Consider the following 23,405-nt stretch of genomic DNA (forward strand, 5'->3'; position numbering starts at 1 on the left):
TTTAATAACGAAAATCTTGGCGTATAATCGCATCCATAGTTTTTGCAAAAGGAAAATAAAATGTCGATTCAAGAAATTTATTACAATCAAGAAACCGGTTACGAATACGCTTTCCGCCAAATCGTACTGTAAGCCGTTTGCCCCCCATTTGACCAACCTGAGAAAAGGAACAAGAGCGATGACTACCTCCAAATGCCCCGTAACCCATCTGACCATGAACAACGGCGCGCCCGTTGCCGACAATCAAAACAGCCTGACCGCCGGCCCGCGCGGCCCCCTGCTGACGCAAGATTTGTGGCTGAATGAAAAACTCGCCGACTTCGTGCGCGAAGTCATCCCCGAACGCCGTATGCACGCCAAAGGTTCGGGCGCGTTCGGTACGTTTACCGTAACACACGACATCACCAAATACACCCGCGCCAAAATTTTCAGCGAAGTCGGCAAAAAAACCGAGATGTTCGCCCGTTTCACCACCGTGGCAGGCGAGCGCGGCGCAGCCGATGCGGAACGCGACATCCGCGGTTTTGCGTTGAAATTCTATACCGAAGAAGGCAACTGGGATGTGGTCGGCAACAACACGCCCGTGTTCTTCCTGCGCGACCCGCGCAAATTCCCCGACCTGAACAAAGCCGTCAAACGCGATCCGCGCACCAATATGCGTTCCGCCACAAACAACTGGGACTTCTGGACGCTGCTGCCCGAAGCCCTGCACCAAGTTACCATCGTGATGAGCGACCGCGGTATTCCCGCCAGCTACCGCCATATGCACGGCTTCGGTTCGCATACCTACAGCTTCTGGAACGAAGCGGGCGAACGTTTTTGGGTGAAATTCCATTTCCGCAGCCAGCAAGGGATTAAAAACCTGACCAACGAAGAAGCTGCAAAAATCATCGCCGACGACCGCGAAAGCCATCAGCGCGACCTGTACGAAGCCATCGAGCGCGGCGAGTTCCCGAAATGGACGATGTACATCCAAGTCATGCCTGAAGCCGATGCCGAAAAAGTGCCTTATCATCCGTTTGACTTGACCAAAGTTTGGCCGAAAAAAGACTATCCGCTGATTGAAGTGGGCGAATTCGAGTTGAACCGCAATCCCGAAAACTTCTTCGCCGATGTGGAACAATCCGCCTTCGCACCGAGCAACCTCGTTCCCGGTATCGGCGCGAGCCCGGATAAAATGTTGCAAGCCCGTTTGTTCAATTACGCCGACGCGCAACGTTACCGCTTGGGTGTGAACTTCCGCCAAATCCCCGTCAATCGTCCGCGTTGCCCTGTTCACAGCAACCAGCGCGACGGACAAGGCCGCGCCGACGGCAACTACGGCAGCCTGCCGCACTACGAACCCAACAGCTTCGGCCAATGGCAGCAACAACCCGACTTCGCCGAACCGCCTTTGAAAATCAACGGCGACGCGGCACACTGGGACTACCGCCAAGACGATGACGACTACTTCAGCCAACCGCGCGCCTTGTTCAACCTGATGAACGACGCGCAGAAACAGGCTTTGTTTGACAACACCGCCGCAGCCATGGGCGATGCGCCCGACTTCATCAAATACCGCCATATCCGCAACTGCTACCGTTGCGACCCGGCATACGGTGAAGGCGTAGCCAAAGCCCTCGGACTGACCGTCGAAGACGCACAAGCCGCCCGCGCGACCGATCCCGCACTGGGTCAGGCCGGTTTGCTGTAAGGGGGCATTATGTGGATGGAAATTGAAGAAATCCTGTCCCGCGCCGTCCGATACCGGAAATAACCGGGCATAAAAATGCCGTCTGAAACGTCGTTTGACCGTTTCAGACGGCATTTCCACACCTCGCCCCGCCGTTTCAGTGGGCGTTTTTTATTATAGTGGATTAAATTTAAACCGGTACGGCGTTGCCTCGCCTTGTCCTGATTTTTGTTAATCCACTATAAACGCAAAATATCCCGTCATTCCCGCACCATCCCCACCGGTTCAAACCGGCACGAAAACTTTTCCGCGTCATTCCCGCGAAAGTGGGAATCCGGAACGTAAAATCTAAAGAAACCGTTTTCCCGATAAGTTTCCGTGCCGACGGGGCTGGATTCCCACTTTCGTGGGAATGACGGGATTTCTGTTTTTGATTTTTTGTTTTTGCGGGAATAACGGGATGCGGGTTTTCGTGCGGCGTTTTTCGCGCTTTGCTGTTTTGTTATAATCCGCCCTTTTTAAGGATGGGTGCGGTATGAGTCTTTACGCTTTGCTCTTGGTTGCGCTGGGAATGTCGATGGATGCGTTTGCCGTCGCGCTGGCAAAGGGTGCGGCGGTCAGGATGCCCCCGCGCAAAATTGCAGCAACGGCTTTGGTGTTCGGTACGGTTGAAGCGTTCATGCCGCTGGCGGGCTGGGTAGGCGGTTTTTATGCCAAGCCGTTTATCAGCGAATGAGACCATTGGGTGGCTTTTGTCCTGTTGGGCGGACTGGGTCTGAAAATGATGCGCGAAGGGTTGTCCGGCGAGGCGGAAGATGTGCGCGAAAGCAAACAGGAAAGCCTATGGATGACGGTTTTGACTGCTTTTGGAACCAGTATTGATTCCATGATCGTCGGGGTGGGCTTGGCGTTTATGGAGGTAAACATCGCCTTTGCCGCCGCCGTAATCGGTATGGCGGCTACGGTAATGGTTACCATCGGGCTGACGGCGGGAAAGGCTTTTGGCGTATTGTTCGGCAGGCGTGCGGAATTTGCCGGAGGTTTGGTGTTGATTGCCATCGGTACATGGACGCTCTTATCGCATTTGGGTTTGATTCAATGATGTCGGAAAATAAAATGCCGTCTGAAGCTTTACCGGTTTCAGACGGCATTTTGTTAAACTTGATTCTCTATCGGTATTATTGTGTAAAGCTATTGAAAATAAAATATTGATTTTCCGCAAAGATGGCTAAAGGTGCGATAGGTACACTGAAGAAATAATCGGCAGAACAGGTTTGCCTGCCGGTTTGAACAATGATTTTAACCTCCCATAAGGAATACACGATGTCTTTCAAACTCCGTTACCTCGCATCAGTATTGGCATTGTCTTCACTGTTGGCGGCATGCGGCGGTCAGGAAAAGTCTGCGGCAGGCGATGCTTCTCCTGCTTCCGAGACCGAAGCGGCTTCCCAAGTACAGGCCTCGGAAGCCGTTCCTTCCGCTTCATCGGCCTCGCCCGAAGACCAAGACCTTTTGAAACGCGCGCAAGGTGTATTCCAACCTTTGCCGACTGTCGAAGAAATGCAGAAAATCCGTCCGTTTACCGAAGAACAGGTCAAACTCGGACACCAACTCTGGTATGAACCACGCCTTTCCAAAGGCAATACCGTAAGCTGCAACTCTTGCCACAACCTTGCTTCCGCCGGTGTGGACAATATGCCGACCAGTCAGGGGCACAAAGGGCAGTTCGGCGGACGCAACTCGCCTACCGCATTGAATGCTGCGCTGCTGGGCAGCCAGTTTTGGGACGGACGTGCCGCCGATGTTGAAGAACAGGCTGGCGGGCCTTTGGTGAATCCGGTGGAAATGGCGAATGATTCGCAAGAGGCGGCTGCAGCCAAAATCGCCAAAGTTCCCGAATATCAAGAAATGTTTAAAAAAGCTTTTCCTGAAGACGGCGCGGTTTCGTTTAAAAACATCACTACCGCATTGGGTGCGTTTGAGCGTACCCTGCTGACGCCGACCAAATGGGACGAATACCTCAAAGGCAACGTCAACGCCCTGAGCGAACAGGAACGAAAAGGCGTGCGCGCGTTCATGGACAACGGCTGTATTGCCTGCCACAACGGTGTCAACCTTGGAGGCACGACCTTCCAGAAATTCGGTCTGGTCCAAGGGCCGTATTGGAAATTCATTGAAGATCCGAAACGCGACAAAGGCCGTGCTGACGTAACCAAAAAAACCGAAGACGAATTTTTCTTCCGTGTTCCGGGGTTGCGTAACGTGGCTAAAACTTATCCGTATTTCCACAACGGCAGCGTGTGGGAGCTGGATAAGGCAGTTACCATCATGGGTAAGGCGCAATTGGGTAAAGACATTCCGAAAGAAGATGTGGATAACATCGTCGTATTCCTGAATGCACTTTCCGGCAATGTTTCCGAATCAGCGCGCACGATGCCGGAACTGCCCCTGACCGCACCGATGGAATCTAAGCCGGACAACAAATAATCCGGCCGGTACGCAAAAATGCCGTCTGAAACGGGAATCTGTTTCAGACGGCATTTTATATTTCGTCGCGTCAGATACGCAGGGTATGCCGTAGGGTGTGCTTCAGCCAGCCGTTTCCACCAATTCAACCAACCATGTCCGGGTCTTATGCGTTTTTCACGAATGCGCGGCGTAGGCGGAGGGATTGGTGGGCTGAAGCCTAATTCAATGGCTGCGTTGTGTAAGCCATGATGCGTTTGGATAATTAATCAATATTCTTGCGCTACCATTACCATCGGCTTTGGGGGTTTGTACTTCGGCATTATGATAATCAATAGCCTGTTTGGATTGTATTCCCGAATCCGACAGTTTTAGATTATAAAAAGGCCGTCTGAAAAATTTTCAGACGGCCTTTTATAGTAAATTTCAAATAAAAATATCTTTGTCGTCATTCCCACGCAGGCGGGAATCCAGACTTGTCGGCACAGAAACTTATCGGGTAAAACGGTTTCTTCAATTTTATGTTCCGGATTCCCGCCTGCGCGGGGATAACGATTCAGGTATTTCTACATCGAATCCGCTTTTTATATCAACCTGACTATCAAGCCGCGTTGTCGAAGCCGCTGTGGCGCAGCAGTGCGTCTATGCTCGGTTCGCGTCCGCGGAAGGCTTTGAAGGATTCCGCCGCGCTGCGGGAGCCGCCGACGGCAAGGATTTCTTGCCAGAAGCGTTTGCCTGTGGCGGCGACGTCGTCGCTTTCTTCAAAGGCGGCGTAGGCATCGGTGCTGAGGACTTCGGCCCATGCGTAGCTGTAATAGCCTGCGGAATAGCCGCCGGCGAAGATGTGGCCGAAGCTGTTGGCGAAGCGGTTGTATTCGGGCGGTTGGATGACGGCGACTTCTTTGCGCACGCTGTCTAAAACCTGCTGCCAGTTTTTCAGACGGCATTCGTCGCTTTCACTGTAAATCATCATATCGAAGAGGGCGAACTCCATTTGCCGGACGAGGAACATGCCGCGTTGGAAGTTTTTGGCGGCGAGCATTTTGTCGAAGAGTTCTTTCGGCAGGGGCTCGCCGGTTTCTTCGTGGGCGGACATTTGTGCCAATACATTGTATTCCCAAACGAAGTTTTCCATAAACTGGCTGGGCAGTTCGACCGCGTCCCATTCTACGCCGTTGATGCCGGACACGCCCAGTTCGTCCACTTGGGTAAGCAGGTGGTGCAGTCCGTGGCCGGTTTCGTGGAAGAGGGTGAGGATTTCGTCGTGGCTTAAACGCGCTTCTTTGCCGCCGACGGGCGGGGCGAAGTTGCAGACGAGGTAGGCGGTGGGCAGTTGCAGCGTGCCGTCGGCAAAGCGGCGGCGGCCTTTGTAGTCGTTCATCCACGCGCCGCCGCGTTTGCCTTCGCGTGCGTACAAATCCATATAAACGCCGCCGATGGTTTCGCCGTTTTGTTGCAATTCAAAATAGCGCCCGTCTTTGTGCCAGACGGGGACGGTTTTTTCGGCAAATCCGATGCCGTAGAGTTTTTTGATTTGGGCGAACAGTCCGTTTAATACTTTGCCGACGGGGAAGTATTTTTTGACTTCGGTTTCGCTGAATGCGTATTTGGCTTCGCGCAGTTTTTCGCCGGCGTAGCTCAAGTCCCACGGCTGCGGGTCGGCGAGACCGAGGTGTTCGCGGGCGAAGGCTTTGACTTCGGCGAGGTCTTTTTCGGCGTAGGGTTTGGCGCGGCGGGCGAGGTCGTGCAGGAAGTTTAAAACCTGTTCGGGCGTGTCCGCCATTTTGGTTGCCAGCGACAATTCGGCGTAATTTTTAAAGCCGAGCAGTTTGGCGGTTTTCAATGCGTTTTCGAGCGTGCGGTCGATGTTGGCGGTGTTGTCGAATTTGCCGTCGTTTGAAAGTTCGCTGGCACGGGTAACGTAGGCGCGGTAGATTTGTTCGCGCAGTTCGCGGTTGCCGGCGTATTGGATGACGGCAAGGTAGTGCGGAATCTGCAAGCCGATTTTGTAACCTGTTTTGCCTTCGCTTTGCGCGGCGGCGGCAAACATCGCGAGCGCGTCTTCGGGAATACCGGCAAGCGGTGCGGCATCGTCAAAGTAAATGCCGAACGCGTCGGTCGCGTCTAGGACGTTTTGGGAGAATTTGGCGGAAAGTTGCGCGCCTTCGGTTTGCAGTTTTGCCAGTTCTGCCTGCTGTTCGGGCGGCAGTTCCGCGCCGCTCAATACGAAATCGCGCAGGTCGTGATCGAGCTTGGTTTTTTGTGCGGGGGAAAGCGTTGCAAATTCGGGGGAATTTTTGATGGTTTTGAAGCGGTTGTACAGTTCGATGTCTTGTCCGATTTCGGTGAAGAAGACGGTGATTTCAGGCATCAGTTCGTTATAGACGGCGCGCAGTTCGGGCGTGTCGACGACGGAGTTGAGATGGGACACGACGCCCCAAATCCTGCCGACGCGTTCGGTGATGCCGGTCAGACGCTCGACGGTGTTCGCCCAGCCGGTGTGCGTTTGCGCTTTGACGGCGGCGATTTGTCCGCGCGCTTCGGCGATGGCGGTTTGGACGGCGGGTTTGATGTCTTCGGTTTTGATTTGATTAAAACGGGGTTCTTCGCCCAAGTGGAGCAGTGCGTTGTCAATCATAAGATGGGTTTCCTTTGCGTGTTGTGCTTCAGACGGCATATCGGCAATATGCCGTCTGAAGCCAGAAATGGGGCCGGCCGGGGAAAGTTAAAGTGTTTCGGAGCCGGCGGGATGATTTAACAGGCGGTATTGTACGCGCAAAAATTCGTCCATAACCGCCTGTTGGATTTCCAGCCGCTTTGAAACGGGGGAGGCGAAGCGGACGATGATGCGGTATGCCTTGTCGTCGTACGGTACGCGGGTAACGCGCGGCCTGGCGGCGGGCGTGATAAACAGTTTTTCCGCCTGCACGTTTTCCAAATACCGCTGAATGGCGGGGATGTAGGGCGCGCACAAGGGCTCGAGTACGGCTTTCAGACGGCATACGGCTTCATCCGAATCCAAATGGATGGGAACGGGGATTTCGACCGTATGGATGACATAGTCGCCCAAAATATTGTCGCGGCGCACGGGGTGGCTCAACAACAGGCTGTTGGGGAAAGAAACGGTGGTTCCCGCAAGCTGTCCGACCAAGGGGTTCGGACCGACCTGCATCATCAGCGTGTTCAACAGATTGATGTCGACCACGCGCCCGCGCAGGCCGTTGATTTCGATATAGTCGCCGACCGAGTATTGCTGGGTGGCAGACCTTAAAATACTGCCCGACAGACACATAATCAGTTCTTTTGTCGCCACGACGACCGCCGCCGCCACCGCAAACATCGACAAAGCCAGCGTTTGAATTTGCGCCGACCAGATAAATGCCAGCGAAAACAGCACCAAAAGCAGCGTTATATTGCGGCTGGCAACCAAAAACCGCCGCTTGCTTTCGATGCCGAAATCCGGATGCCGTCTGAAGCGGATGTTCAACAGAAGGGCGCGCGCCAGCAGCAAAGCCGCGACCGCCGCCACGGATTCGGCCGCCTCCGCGCGTATCGGGACGGCATCGGGCCAAGTGTTCAACATATTCCATATTTCCATTTCCGCGCCCCTGTCCGAAAAGTATAGGGTGTAGATTTTAGTGGCAAAAAAACGCTTTTGCCACTTTGCCGGCAAATTCCGCGCCCGTACCGGCCGCAAATGCGCCGCACGCCCTTTCAGACGGCATCCGGATGCGGATAACGCTGAATCAGGCGGCGAAATCGGCTATAATACACAATTATATGCGCCGTCCCGCCCGCTTTTTCCACAAGGTGCGGACTGTTTTGGCGGCATCGCAAAATCTTTTCAAAATCCGGCAAAAAATATGACTGAACAAAAACACGAAGAATACGGCGCCGACAGCATCCAGGTGCTCGAAGGCTTGGAAGCGGTACGCAAACGCCCCGGCATGTACATCGGCGACACGCAGGACGGCAGCGGGCTGCACCATATGGTGTTTGAAGTATTGGACAACGCCATCGACGAAGCACTCGCCGGACATTGCGACAAAATCACGGTAACGATACACGCCGACCATTCCGTCAGCGTCGCCGACAACGGGCGCGGTATGCCCACCGGCATCCACCCGAAAGAAGGGCGTTCCGCCGCCGAAGTCATCATGACCGTCTTGCACGCGGGCGGCAAATTCGACAACAACAGCTACAAAATCTCCGGCGGCCTGCACGGCGTGGGCGTATCCGTCGTCAACGCGCTGTCCGACTGGGTAACGCTGACCATCTACCGCGACGGCAAAGAACACTTCGTCCGCTTCGTACGCGGCGAAACCGAAGAGCCGCTGAAAATTGTCGGCGATTCCGACAAAAAAGGCACGACCGTGCGCTTCCTCGCCGGCACGGAAACCTTCGGCAATATCGAATACAGCTTCGACATCCTCGCCAAACGTATTCGCGAACTTTCGTTCCTAAACAACGGCGTGGACATCGAATTGACCGACGAGCGCGACGGCAAGCACGAAAGCTTCGCCCTTTCCGGCGGCGTGGCGGGCTTCGTGCAATACATGAACCGCAAAAAAACGCCCTTGCACGAAAAAATCTTCTATGCGTTCGGCGAGAAAGACGGCATGAGCGTCGAATGCGCAATGCAATGGAACGACAGCTATCAGGAAAGCGTGCAGTGCTTCACCAACAACATCCCTCAGCGCGACGGCGGTACGCACCTGACCGCGCTGCGCCAAGTGATGACGCGCACCATCAACAGCTACATCGAAGCTAACGAAGTCGCCAAAAAAGCCAAAGTGGAAACCGCCGGCGACGATATGCGCGAAGGTTTGACCTGCGTGTTGTCCGTCAAACTGCCCGACCCCAAATTCTCATCCCAAACCAAAGACAAACTGGTTTCCGGCGAAATCGGCCCCGTTGTCAACGAAGTCATCAACCAAGCACTAACCGACTTCCTCGAAGAAAATCCGAACGAAGCCAAAATCATCACCGGCAAAATCGTCGATGCCGCCCGCGCACGCGAAGCCGCCCGCAAAGCCCGCGAAATCACCCGCCGCAAAGGCGTGATGGACGGCTTGGGACTGCCCGGCAAACTCGCCGACTGCCAAGAAAAAGACCCTGCCCTGTCTGAACTCTACCTCGTCGAGGGCGACTCCGCAGGCGGTTCCGCCATGCAGGGCCGCGACCGCAAATTCCAAGCGATTTTGCCGCTCAAAGGTAAAATTTTGAACGTCGAAAAAGCACGTTTTGAAAAAATGCTCGCCAGCCAAGAGGTCGCCACCCTGATTACCGCGCTGGGTGCAGGCATCGGCAAAGAAGAGTTCAACCCTGAAAAACTACGCTACCACCGCATCATCATCATGACCGATGCCGACGTGGACGGTGCGCACATCCGCACCCTGCTCCTGACCTTCTTCTACCGCCAAATGCCCGAACTGGTCGAGCGCGGCTACATTTACATCGCCCAGCCGCCGCTCTACAAAGCCAAATACGGCAAGCAGGAGCGTTACCTCAAAGACGAACTGGAAAAAGACCAATGGCTGCTCGGCCTTGCCTTGGAAAAAGCCAAAATCGTTTCAGACGGCCGCACCATCGAAGGCGCAGAACTTGCCGACACCGCCAAACAATTCTTGTTGGCGAAAACCGTCATCGAACAGGAAAGCCGCTTCGTGGACGAACTCGTCCTGCGTGCCATGCTGCACGCGTCGCCCATTGATTTGACGTCGTCTGAAAACGCCGATAAAGCCGTTGCCGAACTTTCCGGTTTGCTTGACGAAAAAGAAGCCGCCCTCGAACGCATCGAAGGTCATGAAGGACACCGGTTCATCAAAATCACGCGCAAGCTGCACGGCAACGTCATGGTCAGCTACATCGAACCCAAGTTCCTCAACAGCAAAGCCTACCAAACCCTCACCCAAACCGCCGCCGCGCTCAAAGGCTTGGTCGGCGAGGGCGCCAAGCTCTACAAAGGCGAGAACGAGTACGACGCGGACAGCTTTGAAACCGCTTTGGACATCTTGATGAGCGTTGCCCAAAAAGGTATGTCCATCCAACGATACAAAGGTTTGGGCGAGATGAACCCCGAGCAGCTTTGGGAAACCACGATGGATCCCGCCGTGCGCCGCCTGTTGAAAGTGCGCATCGAAGATGCCATTGCCGCCGACGAAGTGTTCGTTACCCTGATGGGCGACGAGGTCGAACCGCGCCGCGCCTTTATCGAAAACAATGCGCTGATTGCGCAAAATATCGACGCATAAGTGCCGTTTTAAAAAAGGAGACGGGCAGCTTGCCGCGTCTCCTTTTGGTTTGTCAAACGGAAGCCATGCCGTCTGAAACCGCCTTTCGGAGCAAAACCATGATCAGCATTTTTGATATTTTCAAAATCGGTATCGGCCCTTCCAGTTCGCATACGGTCGGCCCGATGAAGGCCGCCGCCGCCTTTGCCGCAGGCTTGGACGCGCAAACCGCCCGCATCGCCATCGACATTTACGGCTCGCTTGCCCTGACCGGATACGGACACGGCACATTTGACGCGCTGATGCTCGGTTTGGAAGGCAGCCTGCCGCACGACATCCCGCTTGCCGGCATTCCCGAACGCCTCGGACGCATCCGCACGCAGCACATCCTCCGGCTCAACGGGCAAGAAATCCGCTTCATCCCCGACCGCGACCTGAACATACGCGGCAATCAAGTGCTGCCCAAACACCCCAACGGCCTGCGATTTACCGCCTATGCTTCAGACGGCACGGTATTGAAGGAACAGGTTTATTATTCGGTCGGCGGCGGCTTTGTCGTTACCGAAGAAGACTTCGAGTGGCAGTCGGAAACGGAAAAAGCCGTTCCTTATCCTTACAACAGTTGTGCCGGGCTGCTTGCCCGATGCCGTCTGAACCGGCTCGGCATCTCCGAAGTCGTGTTGGCAAACGAAGCCGCGCTTGCCGGATGCGGCGAAGCCGAAATCCGCCGCCGCGTCGCTGCCGTTGCCGAGGTTATGGAAGGCTGCATCAAACGCGGCTTGGGTGCGGACGGCGAACTGCCCGGCGGATTGAACGTCCGCCGCCGCGCCCCGCAGCTTGCCGCCAAACTCAAAGTCCTGCGCGAAACCGAAATCGTCAACACCCAGCTCTGGCCGATGGTGTACGCCATGGCGGTCAACGAAGAAAACGCCGCCGGCGGACGCGTCGTTACCGCCCCGACCAACGGCGCGGCAGGCATCATTCCCGCCGTATTGCATTATTTCCGCAAGTTCAACCCCCACGCCACACAGGAACGTGTCGAAAACTTCCTGCTCACCGCAGGCGCAATCGGCATCCTCTACAAAACCAACGCCTCCATTTCCGGCGCGGATGTCGGTTGTCAGGGCGAAGTCGGCGTAGCGTGTTCAATGGCGGCGGGTGCATACGCCGAAGTCATCGGCGGCACGCCCAAACAAGTGGAAAACGCCGCCGAAATGGCAATGGAACACCATTTGGGCTTAACTTGCGACCCCGTCGGCGGGTTGGTGCAAATCCCCTGCATCGAACGCAACGGCATCGCCGCCGAAAAAGCCCTCAAACTCGGCACGCTCGCGCTCTTGGAAGACGGCACGGACAAAAAAGTCTCGCTCGACGAAGTCATCCGAACCATGCTGCAAACCGGCCGGGACATGAAGGCGACCTACAAAGAAACCTCGCTTGCCGGACTCGCCGCCACGCTCCGGAAAAAAGCCGTCCCCGTATCCGTGCGCGTGGTCGAGTGCTGAGGATGGACAGAAACGAAAATGCCGTCTGAAAACAGTTTTTCAGACGGCATTTCATTTATTTTTTGCGGGTTTACCGCTTCAACGCCAACGTCAACACGCCCGCCGTAACCAGCCCCAAGCCTATCCATTCCTGCGTGTTCGGGCGTTCGTCCAAGAAAACCACCGCCATCAGGAATGCAAACCGGCGTTGTTTGCAGCATCCGGCAAGAATTTTTATAGTGGATTAACAAAAATCAGGACAAGGCGACGAAGCCGCAGGCAGTACAAATAGTACGGAACCGATTCACTTGGTGCTTCAGCACCTTAGGGAATCGTTCTCTTTGAGCTAAGGCGAGGCAACGCCGTACCGGTTTTTGTTAATCCACTATAAAAGGTCTTTTCTAAAATATGCAGATATTCGAATGTCGAATTTGCCTTATGATTACGGTTTTCTGTCTTATCCGCCTTAAAACGCCGGTATTCCGTTTGAACCAAATTATATTTGCCGAAACACTCAAAAATCTCCCTTACCTGCCCGACAGACATCAAGACTTCGTTGTTGTAACTGAGAAAAATATATTGAAAGTCCGCATCCCTAATCAAAGCCTCAAATACCGGAACCACATCCGATTTTGATCAAGTCCGCGCTAAAACACATCGTACAGCGCAAAACCGGATGGGAATGGCAAAATCCGGAAACAAACATTTTTCAAAGCGTACAAACAAAAAATACCAACCGGAGGTTGGTATTTCTTAACTTTTGGCGCGGCGGACGGGGCTCGAACCCGCGACCACCGGCGTGACAGGCCGGTACTCTAACCAACTGAGCTACCACCGCGCATCCATTGTTTGCAACAATGAAAGGAAACTTGGTGGGTGATGACGGAGTCGAACCGCCGACATTCTGCTTGTAAGGCAGACGCTCTACCAACTGAGCTAATCACCCGTGTATAAAAAATACCGACAGAGTCAGTATTTTGAAACTTGGCGCGGCGGACGGGGCTCGAACCCGCGACCACCGGCGTGACAGGCCGGTACTCTAACCAACTGAGCTACCACCGCGCATCCATTGTTTGCAACAATGAAAGGAAACTTGGTGGGTGATGACGGAGTCGAACCGCCGACATTCTGCTTGTAAGGCAGACGCTCTACCAACTGAGCTAATCACCCTTGCGATTTGCGAAAACGCTATTAGACCAAATAACCGGGAATGGCGCAAGCCTTATTTCGGCATTTCATTTATATTCCCTGCAAGCTCCAGTTTTCAAAAGAGATAATTTCTTCTTTTTTGCCTGCGACCACCAACACGTCACCGCATTCCAATGTAAACGAGGCATCCGGGTTTTCAATCCGGCCGGTGCGGCGGCGGACGAACAAGAGTTTGATGCCGTAAGCCGCCATCGGAAGCGTGCCGACTGTTTTGCCGACGGCGTATGCTTCTGCAGCCAAAGGAAAGGCGTGGCGGACGGTTTCGCCATTTTCGCCGAATCCTGCCTCATCATCACTACCGACAAACAGTCCCTCCAACGCGGCATAACGGCTGTGGCGGATATTTGCCATCGTCTGATAGACGTGCCGGTACGACGCGCCGTTGCCCAACATCGCATAGCCTGCCAGCACGAGTCCGGTTTCTTTGGTGTCCGACACGGCTTCTTCCGCACCCATATCGGTAAACGTTTTCACATAATCGTCATTGGTGGCGCGCGCATATACGGGCATATTGGGATGCATGGACAGCACATTGTCTAAAACGTGTTGCGTTTCGTGCATATTGTTGAGCGTAACCACCACCATTTTCGCCCGTCCCAGACCGGCGGCTTCCAATACTTCCCTGCGTTTCGCATCGCCGAACGACACCGGCTCGCCTGCACTTCTGGCTACCTGCACGCGTGCGATGTCCAAGTCGAGCGCGAAATACGGAATATCCTCTTGGGCGAGGACGCGTCCGACCGTCTGCCCGCCCCTGCCGAAGCCGACAATCAGCACATGATCAGACTTGCTCATCGCTTCCACCAACATGCTGTGCAGATCGAGCGACTTCATGTCCCAGCTTGACTTGACCAAGCGCCCGACCAGCGCATCGCTGCCGCCCAAGAGGAAGGGCGCGATAATCATCGACAGCAGAACCGCCGCCGTCGCCGCCTGTTCCAATTCTGGCGAAACCATATCAAGCTGCCCGGCAATGGCCAGCATCACGAAGCCGAACTCGCCGCCTTGCGCGAGATACAAAGCCGTTTTGAGGCTGTCGCCGACCGAATGCTTCATTTTGAATGCAATGGCAAACACAACCAATGCCTTCAACACCAGCAGCATTGCCAACAGCATCAATACCTGCCGCCAGCCGCCGATCAATGCCTGAATGTCCAGCTTCATGCCGACCGTGATAAAGAAGAAGCCGAGCAAAATATCGCGGAACGGGCGAATGTCGTCTTCGACTTGGAAACGGTATTCCGTTTCCGAAAGCAACATGCCGGCAACGAATGCGCCCAACGCCATAGACAAACCTTCCAGCTCAGTCAGATAAGCCACACCCAAGGTTACCAGCAGCACATTGATCATAAAGAGTTCGGACGATTTGCGTTTTGCCACCATCCTGAACCATCGCGACATAATTTTGCTGCCGACGAAAAACAGCAGCCCCAGCGTCAGCAGCATTTTTGCAAACGCCAAACCCAAGGCCGCCCAAATATTTCCGTCCCCTCCGCCAGCCAGCGCGGGAATCAGAATCATCAGCGGCACGACGGCGATGTCCTGCATCAGCAGCACGCCCATCGCCATCTGACCGTGCGGCTGCCCCAACTCCGTCTTTTCCGACAAAATCCGGCTCACAATCGCCGTGGACGACATCGCCAACGCGCCCGATACGGCAAACGCCCAATTGAACGGCACGCCCGTCAGCATCAGTATGCCCATTACCGACAGCATCGTAACGCCGACCTGCAAACCGCCCAGACCGAACACCAGCCGCCTCATCGCCCTCAGCTTGGGCAATGAAAACTCCAAACCGATGCTGAACATCAGGAACACAATCCCGATTTCGCCCAAATAATCCGTCGCATGGCTTTTCGGAATCAGGCTGAGCATACCGGGCCCCGCCAAAAAGCCCACCAGCAGGTAGCCCAGCATGGAGGGAATGTTGAACTTGCGGCACAGGATCACCGTAATGACCGACACCAGCAGAACAACCACAATAGGGGCAAGCGAAAATTCGTTCATGGACCGTCCGAACAGGAAAATACAGAAAAATGCCGTCTGAAACGGCATACGCCGCCGTATTATAACAAAACACCGCGCACCATCCGAAACGGGCGCGGCATACAATTCTGATAAAATACGCCCTTTTGACCCGCACCACCGCACAATGACCGCCACCGCCGCCGATTTAGACCGACTCCTCCCCCAAACCCAATGCCGCGAATGCGGCTATGAAGGCTGCCTGCCCTACGCCCGCGCGATGCTGCGGGGCGAGGCGCACAACCTCTGCGCCCCGGGCGGCGCAACCGTCGTCCGCGACCTTGCCGCCCTGCTCGGCAAACCCCTTGTCGCACCTGCCAAAACCCAAGCCAAAGCACTCGCCCGGATAGACGAAACCGCCTGTATCGGCTGCACCGCCTGCATCCGCGCCTGCCCTGCCGATGCCATTATGGGCGCGGGCAAACTTATGCACACCGTCATCACCGACGAATGCACCGGCTGCGGACTCTGCGTCGCCCCCTGCCCCGTGGACTGCATCCATATGCAGCCCGTTGCCGACACCGTCCTGCCGCGCGCGCGCCGTTTCAGCCTGTCCGACGACAGCCGTTTTGCCGCCGCCGAACACGCGCGTGCGCGCTACCTCAAACGCAACGAACGCAAACAGCGCGAAGCCGACGAACGCAAGGCCATGCTTGCCGAACGCGAAGCCGCCGTCCGCAACGCGCGTCCGCAAACGCCCGACACACCGAAAAAACCGGCGTTCAACCCCGCCGACCTCATCGCCAAAGCCATGGCAAAAGCGCAAACCCAACAGGATCGCCTCGCCGCCGCCGACAACCGCCAAGGCTATCAGGCAAAACAGATAGCCGAAGCCCGCGAACGCGCCGAGTTGCGCCGCGCCCAACGCGATATGAAATACGGCAGCGACAGCGAAAAAGCCGCCGCCCTCGAATACCTCAAACAATACAAAGCCAAACAGGAAGCCGCACAGAATACCGCCTCCTGACCCTTACCCGACATGCCGTCTGAAGCCGCTTCAGACGGCATTTTATCAAGCTCTCCGTCCGCCGTACCCGTGCCGTCCGTATCTTACCGCCCACCCTTCCGGCCGTGCCGTTTTCAATAAAATATTAATTACACGCCACTACAAATTTGCTATAATCCGCCCCGAAAATCTACCCAACCCTCAACAAAGGAACAAACCATGGGCATCAAAGTCGCCATCAACGGCTACGGACGCATCGGCCGCCAGGTTTTGCGCTCCATCTACGACTATCAGATTCAAGACCAACTCCAAATCGTCGCCGTCAACGCCAGCGGCAGCCTTGAAACCAACGCCCATCTGACCAAATTCGACACCGTACACGGACGCTTTGAAGCCGACGTATCCCACGACGGCGGCAACCTCATCGTCAACGGCGACAAAATCCCCTTCTTCTCGACCCGCAACCCTGCCGAACTGCCGTGGAAAGAACTCGGTGTCGATTTGGTCATGGAATGCACCGGCGCGTTCACCAGCAAAGAAAAAGCCAAAATCCACCTCGAAAGCGGCGCGAAAAAAGTCCTCATTTCCGCACCGGGCGGCGACGATGTCGATGCAACCGTCGTGTACGGCGTGAACGACAGCGTCCTGACCGCCGACATGACCGTCGTTTCCAACGCTTCCTGCACCACCAACTGCCTCTCGCCGGTTGCCAAAGTGTTGAGCGAAAGCGTCGGCATCGTCAAAGGCGCAATGACCACCATCCACGCACTGACCAACGACCAAACCGTTACCGACGTGCGCCACAAAGACCTGCGCCGCGCCCGCAGCGGCGTGGAAAACATGATTCCGACCAAAACCGGCGCGGCAAAAGCCGTCGGTTTGGTCTTGCCCGAATTGAAAGGCAGACTCGACGGGCTTGCCATCCGCGTGCCGACCGTCAACGTATCCTTGGTAGATTTGAGCTTCCAAGCCGCGCGCGACACCACAGTCGAAGAAATCAACGCACTGATGAAAGCCGCCTCGGAAGCAGGCGCGCTCAAAGGCGTTTTGGGCTACAACACCCTGCCATTGGTTTCCATGGACTTCAACCACACCACCGAAGCCAGCCACTTCGACGCAACGCTGACCAAAGTCGTCGACGGCAACATGGTCAAAGTGTTCGCGTGGTATGACAACGAATGGGGCTTCAGCTGCCAAATGCTGAACACCGCACGCCGTATGTTCGGACTTGAAGTGCGCCCGCTCAAATAAGCAACAAACCGTCAAACAAAATGCCGTCTGAAACCCGATGTTTTCAAGTTTCAGACGGCACTTTTCATTTTTGACCGCGATTTTACCCGGCTGTCGTCATTTCCAATTTTATAGTGGATTAAATTTAAACCGGTACGGCGTTGCCTCGCCTTGCCGTACTATTTGTACTGTCTGCGGCTTCGCCGCCTTGTCCTGATTTAAATTTAATCCACTATAATCCACTATATTTGAACCTGACCGAAGCATAAGCCGCCATCAAAGCCCCTTGCACGCCACTTCGCGCCGCCCGATTTCCTCTTTCAACGGCACGGCGTTCAACATCCGCAGACGTTCGGCAAAATCCGCAAACGGCAGCAGCTCCGAACCGAAACGGCGCATATGTTCCGTGTCCTGCTGGCAGTCTATCAGTTCCACGCCCAAATCCGCCAAAAACGGCACGGCGCAGGCAAACGCGATTTTCGACGCATCCGGTTGCAACGCAAACATCGATTCGCCATAAAACACCCTGCCGATCTGAACGCCGTAAAAGCCGCCCGCCAACCTCGTTTTACCGTTTTCATCGGGATAATGGCACTCGAAAGAATGCGCGTGTCCCATTTCGTGCAGCTTCAAATATGCCGTCTGAAACTCGGGCGCAATCCAAGTCCCATCCTGATTCGGGCGCGCCGCTGCCGCACAATGCGCGACAACTTCCGCAAAACAGCCGTTGACCGCAACCCGATAGCTGCCGTTACGCAGCGTTTTCGCCAGCGAGCGCGGAACGTGCAGACGTTCGGGAACAATTACCGCACGCGGCCCGACCGCATACCAAAAAAACCAACCGTCCCGCGAAAACCAAGGAAACACGCCGTTCCGATACGCCTCGAGCAGCCGCCCCGCGTCCAAATCCCTGCTCACGCCGACCAGCCCGTCGCACCGGGCCAAAGCATAGGCAGGATCGGGAAAGGCATAATTGTCAGGGGCAAGCAGCGGAATACGCATGGCAGTTCTCCAAAAACACAGACGGCATCCAAAATCATGAATGCCGTCTGAACAACAAACCGTCCGGATTTAACGTTTGCCCTTGGCCTGACAGTCGCTGCACACGCCGTACATATAAAGCGCGTGATCGACGATGCGGTAGCCGTTTTCCTCGGCGATTTTGTCTTGCAGGGCTTCGATTTCGGGATTGTGGAATTCCGTTACCTCGCCGCACTTCACGCAGACGATATGGTCGTGGTGGTCGCCCTTGTCCAACTCATAAACCGCCTTGCCCGTTTCAAAATGGTGGCGTTGCAGAATGCCCGCCTGCTCGAACTGCGTCAGCACGCGGTAAATCGTCGCCACACCGATTTCCACGCCCTCTTCCAGCAGAATGCGGTACACATCTTCCGCACTCAAATGCTCTTCCGCGTGCTTCTCGAACAAATCCAAAATCTTCAAACGCGGGCCGGTAACCTTCAGACCGCTGTCTTTCAGTTGCGCAATGTTGCTGAATTTTTCCATAATATTCAATATCCCTGTAAAATAATAGACGCTATAATACGCAATTTCAGCCTGCTTGCCCACTATCACACCATAGCAGTTCGCAATAGCAAAACCGCAACGGCGGACGGGCAGTCGGACACAGACAGGGTAAAATACCGCTTAAGCGTATGATTATCGTTCGCTTTTATAAAATATTCAAGCAGTGCTACACTAGACATCCCGATTTGCACAGAAAGGTTCTCCCGTGAACAAAACCCTCATCCTCGCCCTTTCCGCCCTGTTCAGCCTGACCGCGTGCAGCGTCGAACGCGTCTCGCTGTTTCCCTCCTACAAACTCAAAATCATCCAAGGCAACGAACTCGAACCGCGCGCCGTTGCCGCCCTGCGCCCCGGCATGACCAAAGACCAAGTCCTGCTCCTGCTCGGCAGCCCCATACTGCGCGACGCTTTCCATACCGACCGCTGGGACTATACCTTCAACACCTCCCGCAACGGCATCATCAAAGAACGCAGCAACCTGACCGTCTATTTTGAAAACGGCGTACTCGTCCGCACCGAAGGCGACGCCCTCCAAAATGCCGCCGAAGCCCTCCGCGCGAAACAAAACGCAGACAAACAATAAGGAACACACATGACACCGCTCAAAATCGCCATCGCCGGCGCAAACGGCCGCATGGGACGCGTCCTCGTCGAAGCCGTCAACAACCATCCCGACACCGTCCTTTCCGGCGCGCTCGAACACTCAGGCTCAGAAGCCCTCGGGCTGGACGCGGGCTACGCCGTCGGACTCAAAACCGGCATCGCCATTTCAGACGACGTTGACGCCGTTCTCGCCCAAAGCGACGTACTCATCGACTTCACCCGCCCCGAGCCGACCCTCAAGCACCTGCAAAAATGCGTTGAAAAACAAGTCAACATCATCATCGGCACAACAGGCTTCGACGATGCGGGCAAAGCCGCCATCCGCGCCGCCGCCGAAAAAACAGGCATCGTTTTCGCCGCCAACTTCAGCGTCGGCGTCAACCTCACCTTCCACATCCTCGACACCGTCGCCCGCGTCCTCAACGAAGGCTACGACATCGAAATCATCGAAGGCCACCACCGCCACAAAGTCGATGCCCCCAGCGGCACAGCATTACGAATGGGCGAAGTCATCGCCGGCGCGCTCGGCCGCGACCTCAAACAATGCGCCGTTTACGGCCGCGAAGGCCACACTGGTCCGCGCGATCCTTCCACCATCGGCTTTGCCACCGTCCGCGCAGGCGACATAGTCGGCGACCACACCGCCCTCTTCGCCACCGACGGCGAACGCGTGGAAATCACCCACAAAGCCGGCAGCCGCATGACCTTTGCCGCCGGTGCCGTCCGCGCCGCAGTTTGGGTAAACGGCAAAACGGGTTTGTACGATATGCAGGAAGTACTCGGGCTGAACAACCGTTAACCCCCATACAAAATGCCGTCTGAAAAGATATTGTTCAGACGGCATTTTGCCGACAGGCTTCGTATCGGCATATCAATAAAGTTGCTTGTGCAGCATGACAAGCTACGGCTCGTTTAATTGAAACTCTCCTGATCTAAAAATTCCAACTCTATTTCCCGGCAAACTATATCTATGATAAAACTGGTCGGAAGATTATACCTACGCCCTATTAATGCCAGTGCACCTCCATAATCCAAGATTTCATCATCCTGCTTTAATTCTCCAAGCTCCAAGGTATTATCGATATCTTTATCTTGGTTCTCCGTAGCGTATCCATAGATAAATTTCAGATAGCTGAACTGCTTGAATTTAATTTTTACCCAGTCTGTGTAATTTGGTGTAGGACACAATTGCCTAAAATAGAAATTTACGAAGAACAAATGAAACAAGGTACGTAAGCGTATTAGTATAAACTATAATCATATATAATAAAATTAATCAGTTAACGAACCATTATATTTTAACCTTAATCCCATTCGGGCCAGTTCTGTTTCATTTGGAATTCCTCTTAAATACTTATTGTTTGATGTGCCATTAATCACAATTTCTCCCCCTTTTTTTGTAATACGTGCTGCTTCGGGAAAATAATCCATTAACCGCTCAACATCCCGCCTCTTCCAAAACCGCGCGCGCGGCCAAATCCGCCGTATCTTTTTTCAACAGCAGGTGCAACGCCCCGAAATCCTGTTGCAGCGCGGCAACCTTATCGGGGTGTTCGTACCAGTCCGCCAATGCCGCCGCCAGTTTTTCCGGTTTTGCTTCAGATTGCAATAATTCCGGCACGGCCTCCTTACCCAACAGGATATTCGGCAGGCCGACATGCGGCACTTTGATTTTGCGTTTCACATAAGCATAGGTCAGCGGCGAAATCTTGTAGCTGATGACCATCGGACGCTTGCACAACGCCACCTCCAAAGTCGCCGTACCGCTCGTTACCAGCACCGCATCCGCCGCCCTGCACACCGTTTCAGACTGTCTGTCGGTTACCGTCAGCGCCAATCCGGCAAACTCCGGCCGCTGCAAAACTTCCGCCAAACGCCGCTTCGTCGCCTCCGTTGCGGCAGGCAGCAGGAAGCGGGCGGCGGGATAGCGTTCCAACAACAATAATGCCGTCTGAAAAAACACCGGCGCCATATAGTCGATTTCGCTGACGCGGCTGCCGGGCAGCAGGGCGAATACGGGGATGCCGACATCCGCGCCCAAAGTTTTCCGCGCCGTTTCACGGTCGTCTTCCAAGGGCATAAGCTGTGCCATCGGATGACCGACAAACTCCGCACGTCCGCCCGCATCGAGATAAAGCTGCGGCTCCATCGGGAACAGGCACAGCACGCGGTTGACCTGATGCACGATTTTGCCCACGCGTTCGCGCCGCCACGCCCAAACCGACGGACTGACATAATGCAGGGTCGGAATGCCCGCCCGTTTCAGCTTTTCCGCCACACCCAGATTAAAATCGGGCGCATCGATACCGACAAAGACATCAGGTTTCAACGACAGCAAATCCCGTACCAGCTCCCTGCGTATCCGTAAAATTTCCGGCAGCCGCCTGACCACTTCGACAAAGCCGCGCACCGCCAGCCGCTCCTGATCATAAAGGCTCTCGAAACCTTCCGCCTTCATCAGTTCCCCGCCGATGCCGGTTAACCGTGCCTGCGGGCAACGCTTTCGGATGGCGCGTATCAGGTGCGCCCCCAACAGGTCGCCCGACGCTTCGCCGACACTGACGGCAATCAAAGGGCTTTTTTTATCAACCATATTCGTCTGTCCCCACATATAGTGGATTAACAAAAACCGGTACGGCGTTGCCTCGCCTTGCCGTACTATCTGTACTGTCTGCGGCTTCGTCGCCTTGTCCTGATTTTTGTTAATCCACTATACTTTCACGCCCCGATGCCGTCTGAAGCCTTCAGACGGCATCGGGGTTCACATTTTCGTCCCGTTTTCCAACATCACCGCAAACTGCGCCAAATCCGGCGGCGGCTCCGCCTTCAACACCAGCGGATCACCCGTGAGCGGATGGTTCAGGTGCAGCTCGGACGCGTGCAAAAACATGCGCTTCAAACCCAATTTCTGCAAACGCCGGTTCGCCTGATAATCGCCGTAGCGTTCGTCGCCCGCAATCGGACAGCCTTGAGATTGCAGATGCACGCGGATTTGGTGCGTACGGCCCGTTTTCAGCGTTGCCCGCACCAAAGTCAGGTGCGACAGCCCGACACCGTGCAAAATGCCGTCTGAGAAACGGCTTAACACACGGAACACCGTATGCGCCGACTGCCCGTCCTCGCTGACGCGTACCATCTTTTCGCCTTGTGCGCCGGTATATTTGAACAGGGGCAGTTTGACATGGAAATTGTCGTCCGGCAGTTTGCCCACCCCCAGCGCAAGGTAGATTTTTTTGGGGTGGTCGTTACGGATAGCTTCGTGCAGTTTGACGAGCGCGCTGCGTTTCTTCGCCACCATCAACAAGCCGCTCGTATCCTTGTCCAAACGGTGGACCAACTCCAAATACTTCGCCTCCGGACGGGCGCGGCGCAACTGTTCGATAACGCCGAAACCCACGCCGCTGCCACCGTGTACCGCCACACCGGAAGGCTTATTGACCACCAGTAGCGCGTCGTCCTCATACACCACCTCAAACGCACGCGCCGGTACGGCGGCACGCCTTTCAGACGGCATTTCCTTCTCCGCCACGCGCACAGGCGGAATCCGCACCGTATCTCCCTCCGCAATACGGCTGTCGGGTTTGCAGCGTTTCTTGTTCAACCGCACCTCGCCGGCGCGGATAATGCGGTGGATATAGCCCTTGGGCACGCCCTTGAGGATTTTTATCAGATAGTTATCAAGGCGTTGACCCGCCTCATGTTCGGCAACCCCTATCAGGCTGACCGAACCTTTGCTTATTTCGTGCGTTTTCATCTATAATCCGAACATCCGTTTCAGCAGAAAGCGCGTCCGCCGCGCCCCCTGAAACGGTTTACTTTAAAACGGAATTTTATATTAAAAACGCACTCCGCAAAGCATTTTCCCTGCGCCTGTTCCCAGCCGGCAGGCGCAGAACGTAGTCAAGTTTGAATTGATTTTGCCGTTTCGGCGCGGAAGTAAGACGGCAGCGGAGCCCCAAGCCCCGAACGCAAACCGCCCGAAAACACAGGCATCACGATAACAAGAAGAA

18 protein-coding genes, 4 tRNA genes and 3 pseudogenes are annotated in these 23,405 nt (G+C 55.0%); 10 read left to right on the forward strand and 15 right to left on the reverse strand.

The genetic code is table 11. The features are described 5' to 3' along the window. Window positions 1–178: 178 nt before the first annotated feature. The 3 genes and pseudogenes from katA to DFR77_RS01385 all read left to right on the forward strand — a co-directional run bounded on the left by katA (window position 179) and on the right by DFR77_RS01385 (window position 4,159). Entirely contained in the window at window positions 179–1,693 is a 1,515-nt protein-coding gene (katA, locus tag DFR77_RS01370) for a catalase KatA (RefSeq protein ID WP_003689973.1), read from the forward strand. A gap of 514 nt (window positions 1,694–2,207) precedes the next feature. Beyond that, a pseudogene (locus DFR77_RS01380) lies at window positions 2,208–2,774 on the forward strand (manganese efflux pump MntP). A gap of 221 nt (window positions 2,775–2,995) precedes the next feature. Continuing rightward, window positions 2,996–4,159: a cytochrome-c peroxidase gene (locus DFR77_RS01385; RefSeq protein WP_003705279.1), complete on the forward strand. Its 1,164-nt coding sequence runs from the start codon at window positions 2,996–2,998 to the stop codon at window positions 4,157–4,159. Between the two features lie 580 nt (window positions 4,160–4,739). On the opposite strand, the gene DFR77_RS01395 is transcribed toward DFR77_RS01385, so the two are convergent. Continuing rightward, window positions 4,740–6,776, reverse strand: a complete 2,037-nt coding sequence (locus tag DFR77_RS01395) for a M3 family metallopeptidase (protein ID WP_003698972.1) — start codon at window positions 6,774–6,776, stop codon at window positions 4,740–4,742. A gap of 87 nt (window positions 6,777–6,863) precedes the next feature. Next, the gene (locus DFR77_RS01400) at window positions 6,864–7,736 is read right to left on the reverse strand and encodes a mechanosensitive ion channel family protein (protein WP_004467023.1); all 873 of its coding nucleotides are present in this window, start codon (window positions 7,734–7,736) and stop codon (window positions 6,864–6,866) included. A 265-nt stretch (window positions 7,737–8,001) separates the two neighbouring features. On the opposite strand from DFR77_RS01400, the gene gyrB reads away from it, so the two are divergent. Together gyrB and DFR77_RS01415 are read left to right on the forward strand one after the other, a co-directional pair. After that, entirely contained in the window at window positions 8,002–10,392 is a 2,391-nt protein-coding gene (gyrB, locus tag DFR77_RS01410) for a DNA topoisomerase (ATP-hydrolyzing) subunit B (RefSeq protein WP_003689984.1), read from the forward strand. Window positions 10,393–10,490: 98 nt separating this feature from the next. Beyond that, window positions 10,491–11,876, forward strand: a complete 1,386-nt coding sequence (locus DFR77_RS01415) for an L-serine ammonia-lyase (protein ID WP_025455966.1) — start codon at window positions 10,491–10,493, stop codon at window positions 11,874–11,876. Between the two features lie 70 nt (window positions 11,877–11,946). Here DFR77_RS01415 and DFR77_RS01420 read toward each other — a convergent pair whose 3' ends face one another. Next, on the reverse strand, window positions 11,947–12,045 hold the full coding sequence (locus DFR77_RS01420) for a hypothetical protein (protein WP_014575118.1): 99 nt from the start codon (window positions 12,043–12,045) through the stop codon (window positions 11,947–11,949). A gap of 296 nt (window positions 12,046–12,341) precedes the next feature. On the opposite strand from DFR77_RS01420, the gene DFR77_RS13590 reads away from it, so the two are divergent. Beyond that, window positions 12,342–12,491 carry a hypothetical protein gene (locus DFR77_RS13590; protein WP_170959667.1) on the forward strand — a complete coding sequence of 50 codons (150 nt, stop codon included), beginning with the start codon at window positions 12,342–12,344 and terminating at the stop codon, window positions 12,489–12,491. 125 nt (window positions 12,492–12,616) lie between these two features. Here DFR77_RS13590 and DFR77_RS01430 read toward each other — a convergent pair. The 5 genes from DFR77_RS01430 to DFR77_RS01450 all read right to left on the reverse strand — a co-directional run bounded on the left by DFR77_RS01430 (window position 12,617) and on the right by DFR77_RS01450 (window position 15,071). Then, window positions 12,617–12,693 (reverse strand) — tRNA-Asp (locus DFR77_RS01430). Between the two features lie 32 nt (window positions 12,694–12,725). Then, window positions 12,726–12,801, reverse strand: a tRNA-Val gene (locus DFR77_RS01435). Window positions 12,802–12,840: 39 nt separating this feature from the next. Further along, window positions 12,841–12,917: transfer RNA gene (locus DFR77_RS01440), tRNA-Asp, on the reverse strand. 32 nt (window positions 12,918–12,949) lie between these two features. Next, window positions 12,950–13,025 (reverse strand) — tRNA-Val (locus tag DFR77_RS01445). Between the two features lie 69 nt (window positions 13,026–13,094). Next, a complete protein-coding gene (locus tag DFR77_RS01450) occupies window positions 13,095–15,071 on the reverse strand; it encodes a monovalent cation:proton antiporter family protein (protein WP_017146899.1) in 1,977 nt (658 codons plus the stop codon). A gap of 145 nt (window positions 15,072–15,216) precedes the next feature. On the opposite strand from DFR77_RS01450, the gene DFR77_RS01455 reads away from it, so the two are divergent. Beyond that, entirely contained in the window at window positions 15,217–16,056 is an 840-nt protein-coding gene (locus DFR77_RS01455) for an RnfABCDGE type electron transport complex subunit B (protein WP_003689988.1), read from the forward strand. A gap of 198 nt (window positions 16,057–16,254) precedes the next feature. After that, entirely contained in the window at window positions 16,255–17,286 is a 1,032-nt protein-coding gene (gene gap, locus DFR77_RS01460; protein WP_003694291.1) for a type I glyceraldehyde-3-phosphate dehydrogenase, read from the forward strand. Window positions 17,287–17,541: 255 nt separating this feature from the next. On the opposite strand, the gene aat is transcribed toward gap, so the two are convergent. Both aat and fur read right to left on the reverse strand, forming a co-directional pair. Beyond that, window positions 17,542–18,267, reverse strand: coding sequence for a leucyl/phenylalanyl-tRNA--protein transferase (gene aat, locus DFR77_RS01465; protein ID WP_003689990.1), 726 nt, complete (start codon window positions 18,265–18,267; stop codon window positions 17,542–17,544). 69 nt (window positions 18,268–18,336) lie between these two features. Beyond that, complete coding sequence (gene fur / locus DFR77_RS01470; protein WP_010359353.1) at window positions 18,337–18,771, reverse strand: ferric iron uptake transcriptional regulator; 435 nt, start codon at window positions 18,769–18,771, stop codon at window positions 18,337–18,339. A 226-nt stretch (window positions 18,772–18,997) separates the two neighbouring features. Here fur and DFR77_RS01480 point away from each other — a divergent pair, with 226 nt between their 5' ends. Continuing rightward, window positions 18,998–19,375: an outer membrane protein assembly factor BamE gene (locus tag DFR77_RS01480; RefSeq protein WP_003689992.1), complete on the forward strand. Its 378-nt coding sequence runs from the start codon at window positions 18,998–19,000 to the stop codon at window positions 19,373–19,375. A gap of 9 nt (window positions 19,376–19,384) precedes the next feature. Beyond that, window positions 19,385–20,194: a 4-hydroxy-tetrahydrodipicolinate reductase gene (gene dapB, locus DFR77_RS01485; RefSeq protein ID WP_003694294.1), complete on the forward strand. Its 810-nt coding sequence runs from the start codon at window positions 19,385–19,387 to the stop codon at window positions 20,192–20,194. 113 nt (window positions 20,195–20,307) lie between these two features. On the opposite strand, the pseudogene DFR77_RS01490 reads toward dapB, so the two are convergent. The 5 genes and pseudogenes from DFR77_RS01490 to DFR77_RS01500 all read right to left on the reverse strand — a co-directional run. Next, window positions 20,308–20,586, reverse strand: a pseudogene (locus DFR77_RS01490) (hypothetical protein); the annotation flags it as partial. An 81-nt stretch (window positions 20,587–20,667) separates the two neighbouring features. Further along, window positions 20,668–20,826: a hypothetical protein gene (locus DFR77_RS13225; RefSeq protein ID WP_003689996.1), complete on the reverse strand. Its 159-nt coding sequence runs from the start codon at window positions 20,824–20,826 to the stop codon at window positions 20,668–20,670. A gap of 7 nt (window positions 20,827–20,833) precedes the next feature. After that, window positions 20,834–22,006 carry a lipid-A-disaccharide synthase gene (gene lpxB / locus DFR77_RS01495; protein ID WP_003689999.1) on the reverse strand — a complete coding sequence of 391 codons (1,173 nt, stop codon included), beginning with the start codon at window positions 22,004–22,006 and terminating at the stop codon, window positions 20,834–20,836. Then, window positions 21,984–22,102: pseudogene (locus tag DFR77_RS14625) on the reverse strand (IS5/IS1182 family transposase); the annotation flags it as partial. The pseudogene DFR77_RS14625 and the gene lpxB, both read right to left, overlap by 23 nt. A 54-nt stretch (window positions 22,103–22,156) precedes the next feature. Continuing rightward, entirely contained in the window at window positions 22,157–23,149 is a 993-nt protein-coding gene (locus DFR77_RS01500) for an RluA family pseudouridine synthase (RefSeq protein ID WP_047918960.1), read from the reverse strand. Between the last annotated feature and the right edge of the window lie 256 nt (window positions 23,150–23,405).

This window comes from Neisseria gonorrhoeae (assembly GCF_003315235.1).
Lineage (GTDB): Bacteria > Pseudomonadota > Gammaproteobacteria > Burkholderiales > Neisseriaceae > Neisseria > Neisseria gonorrhoeae.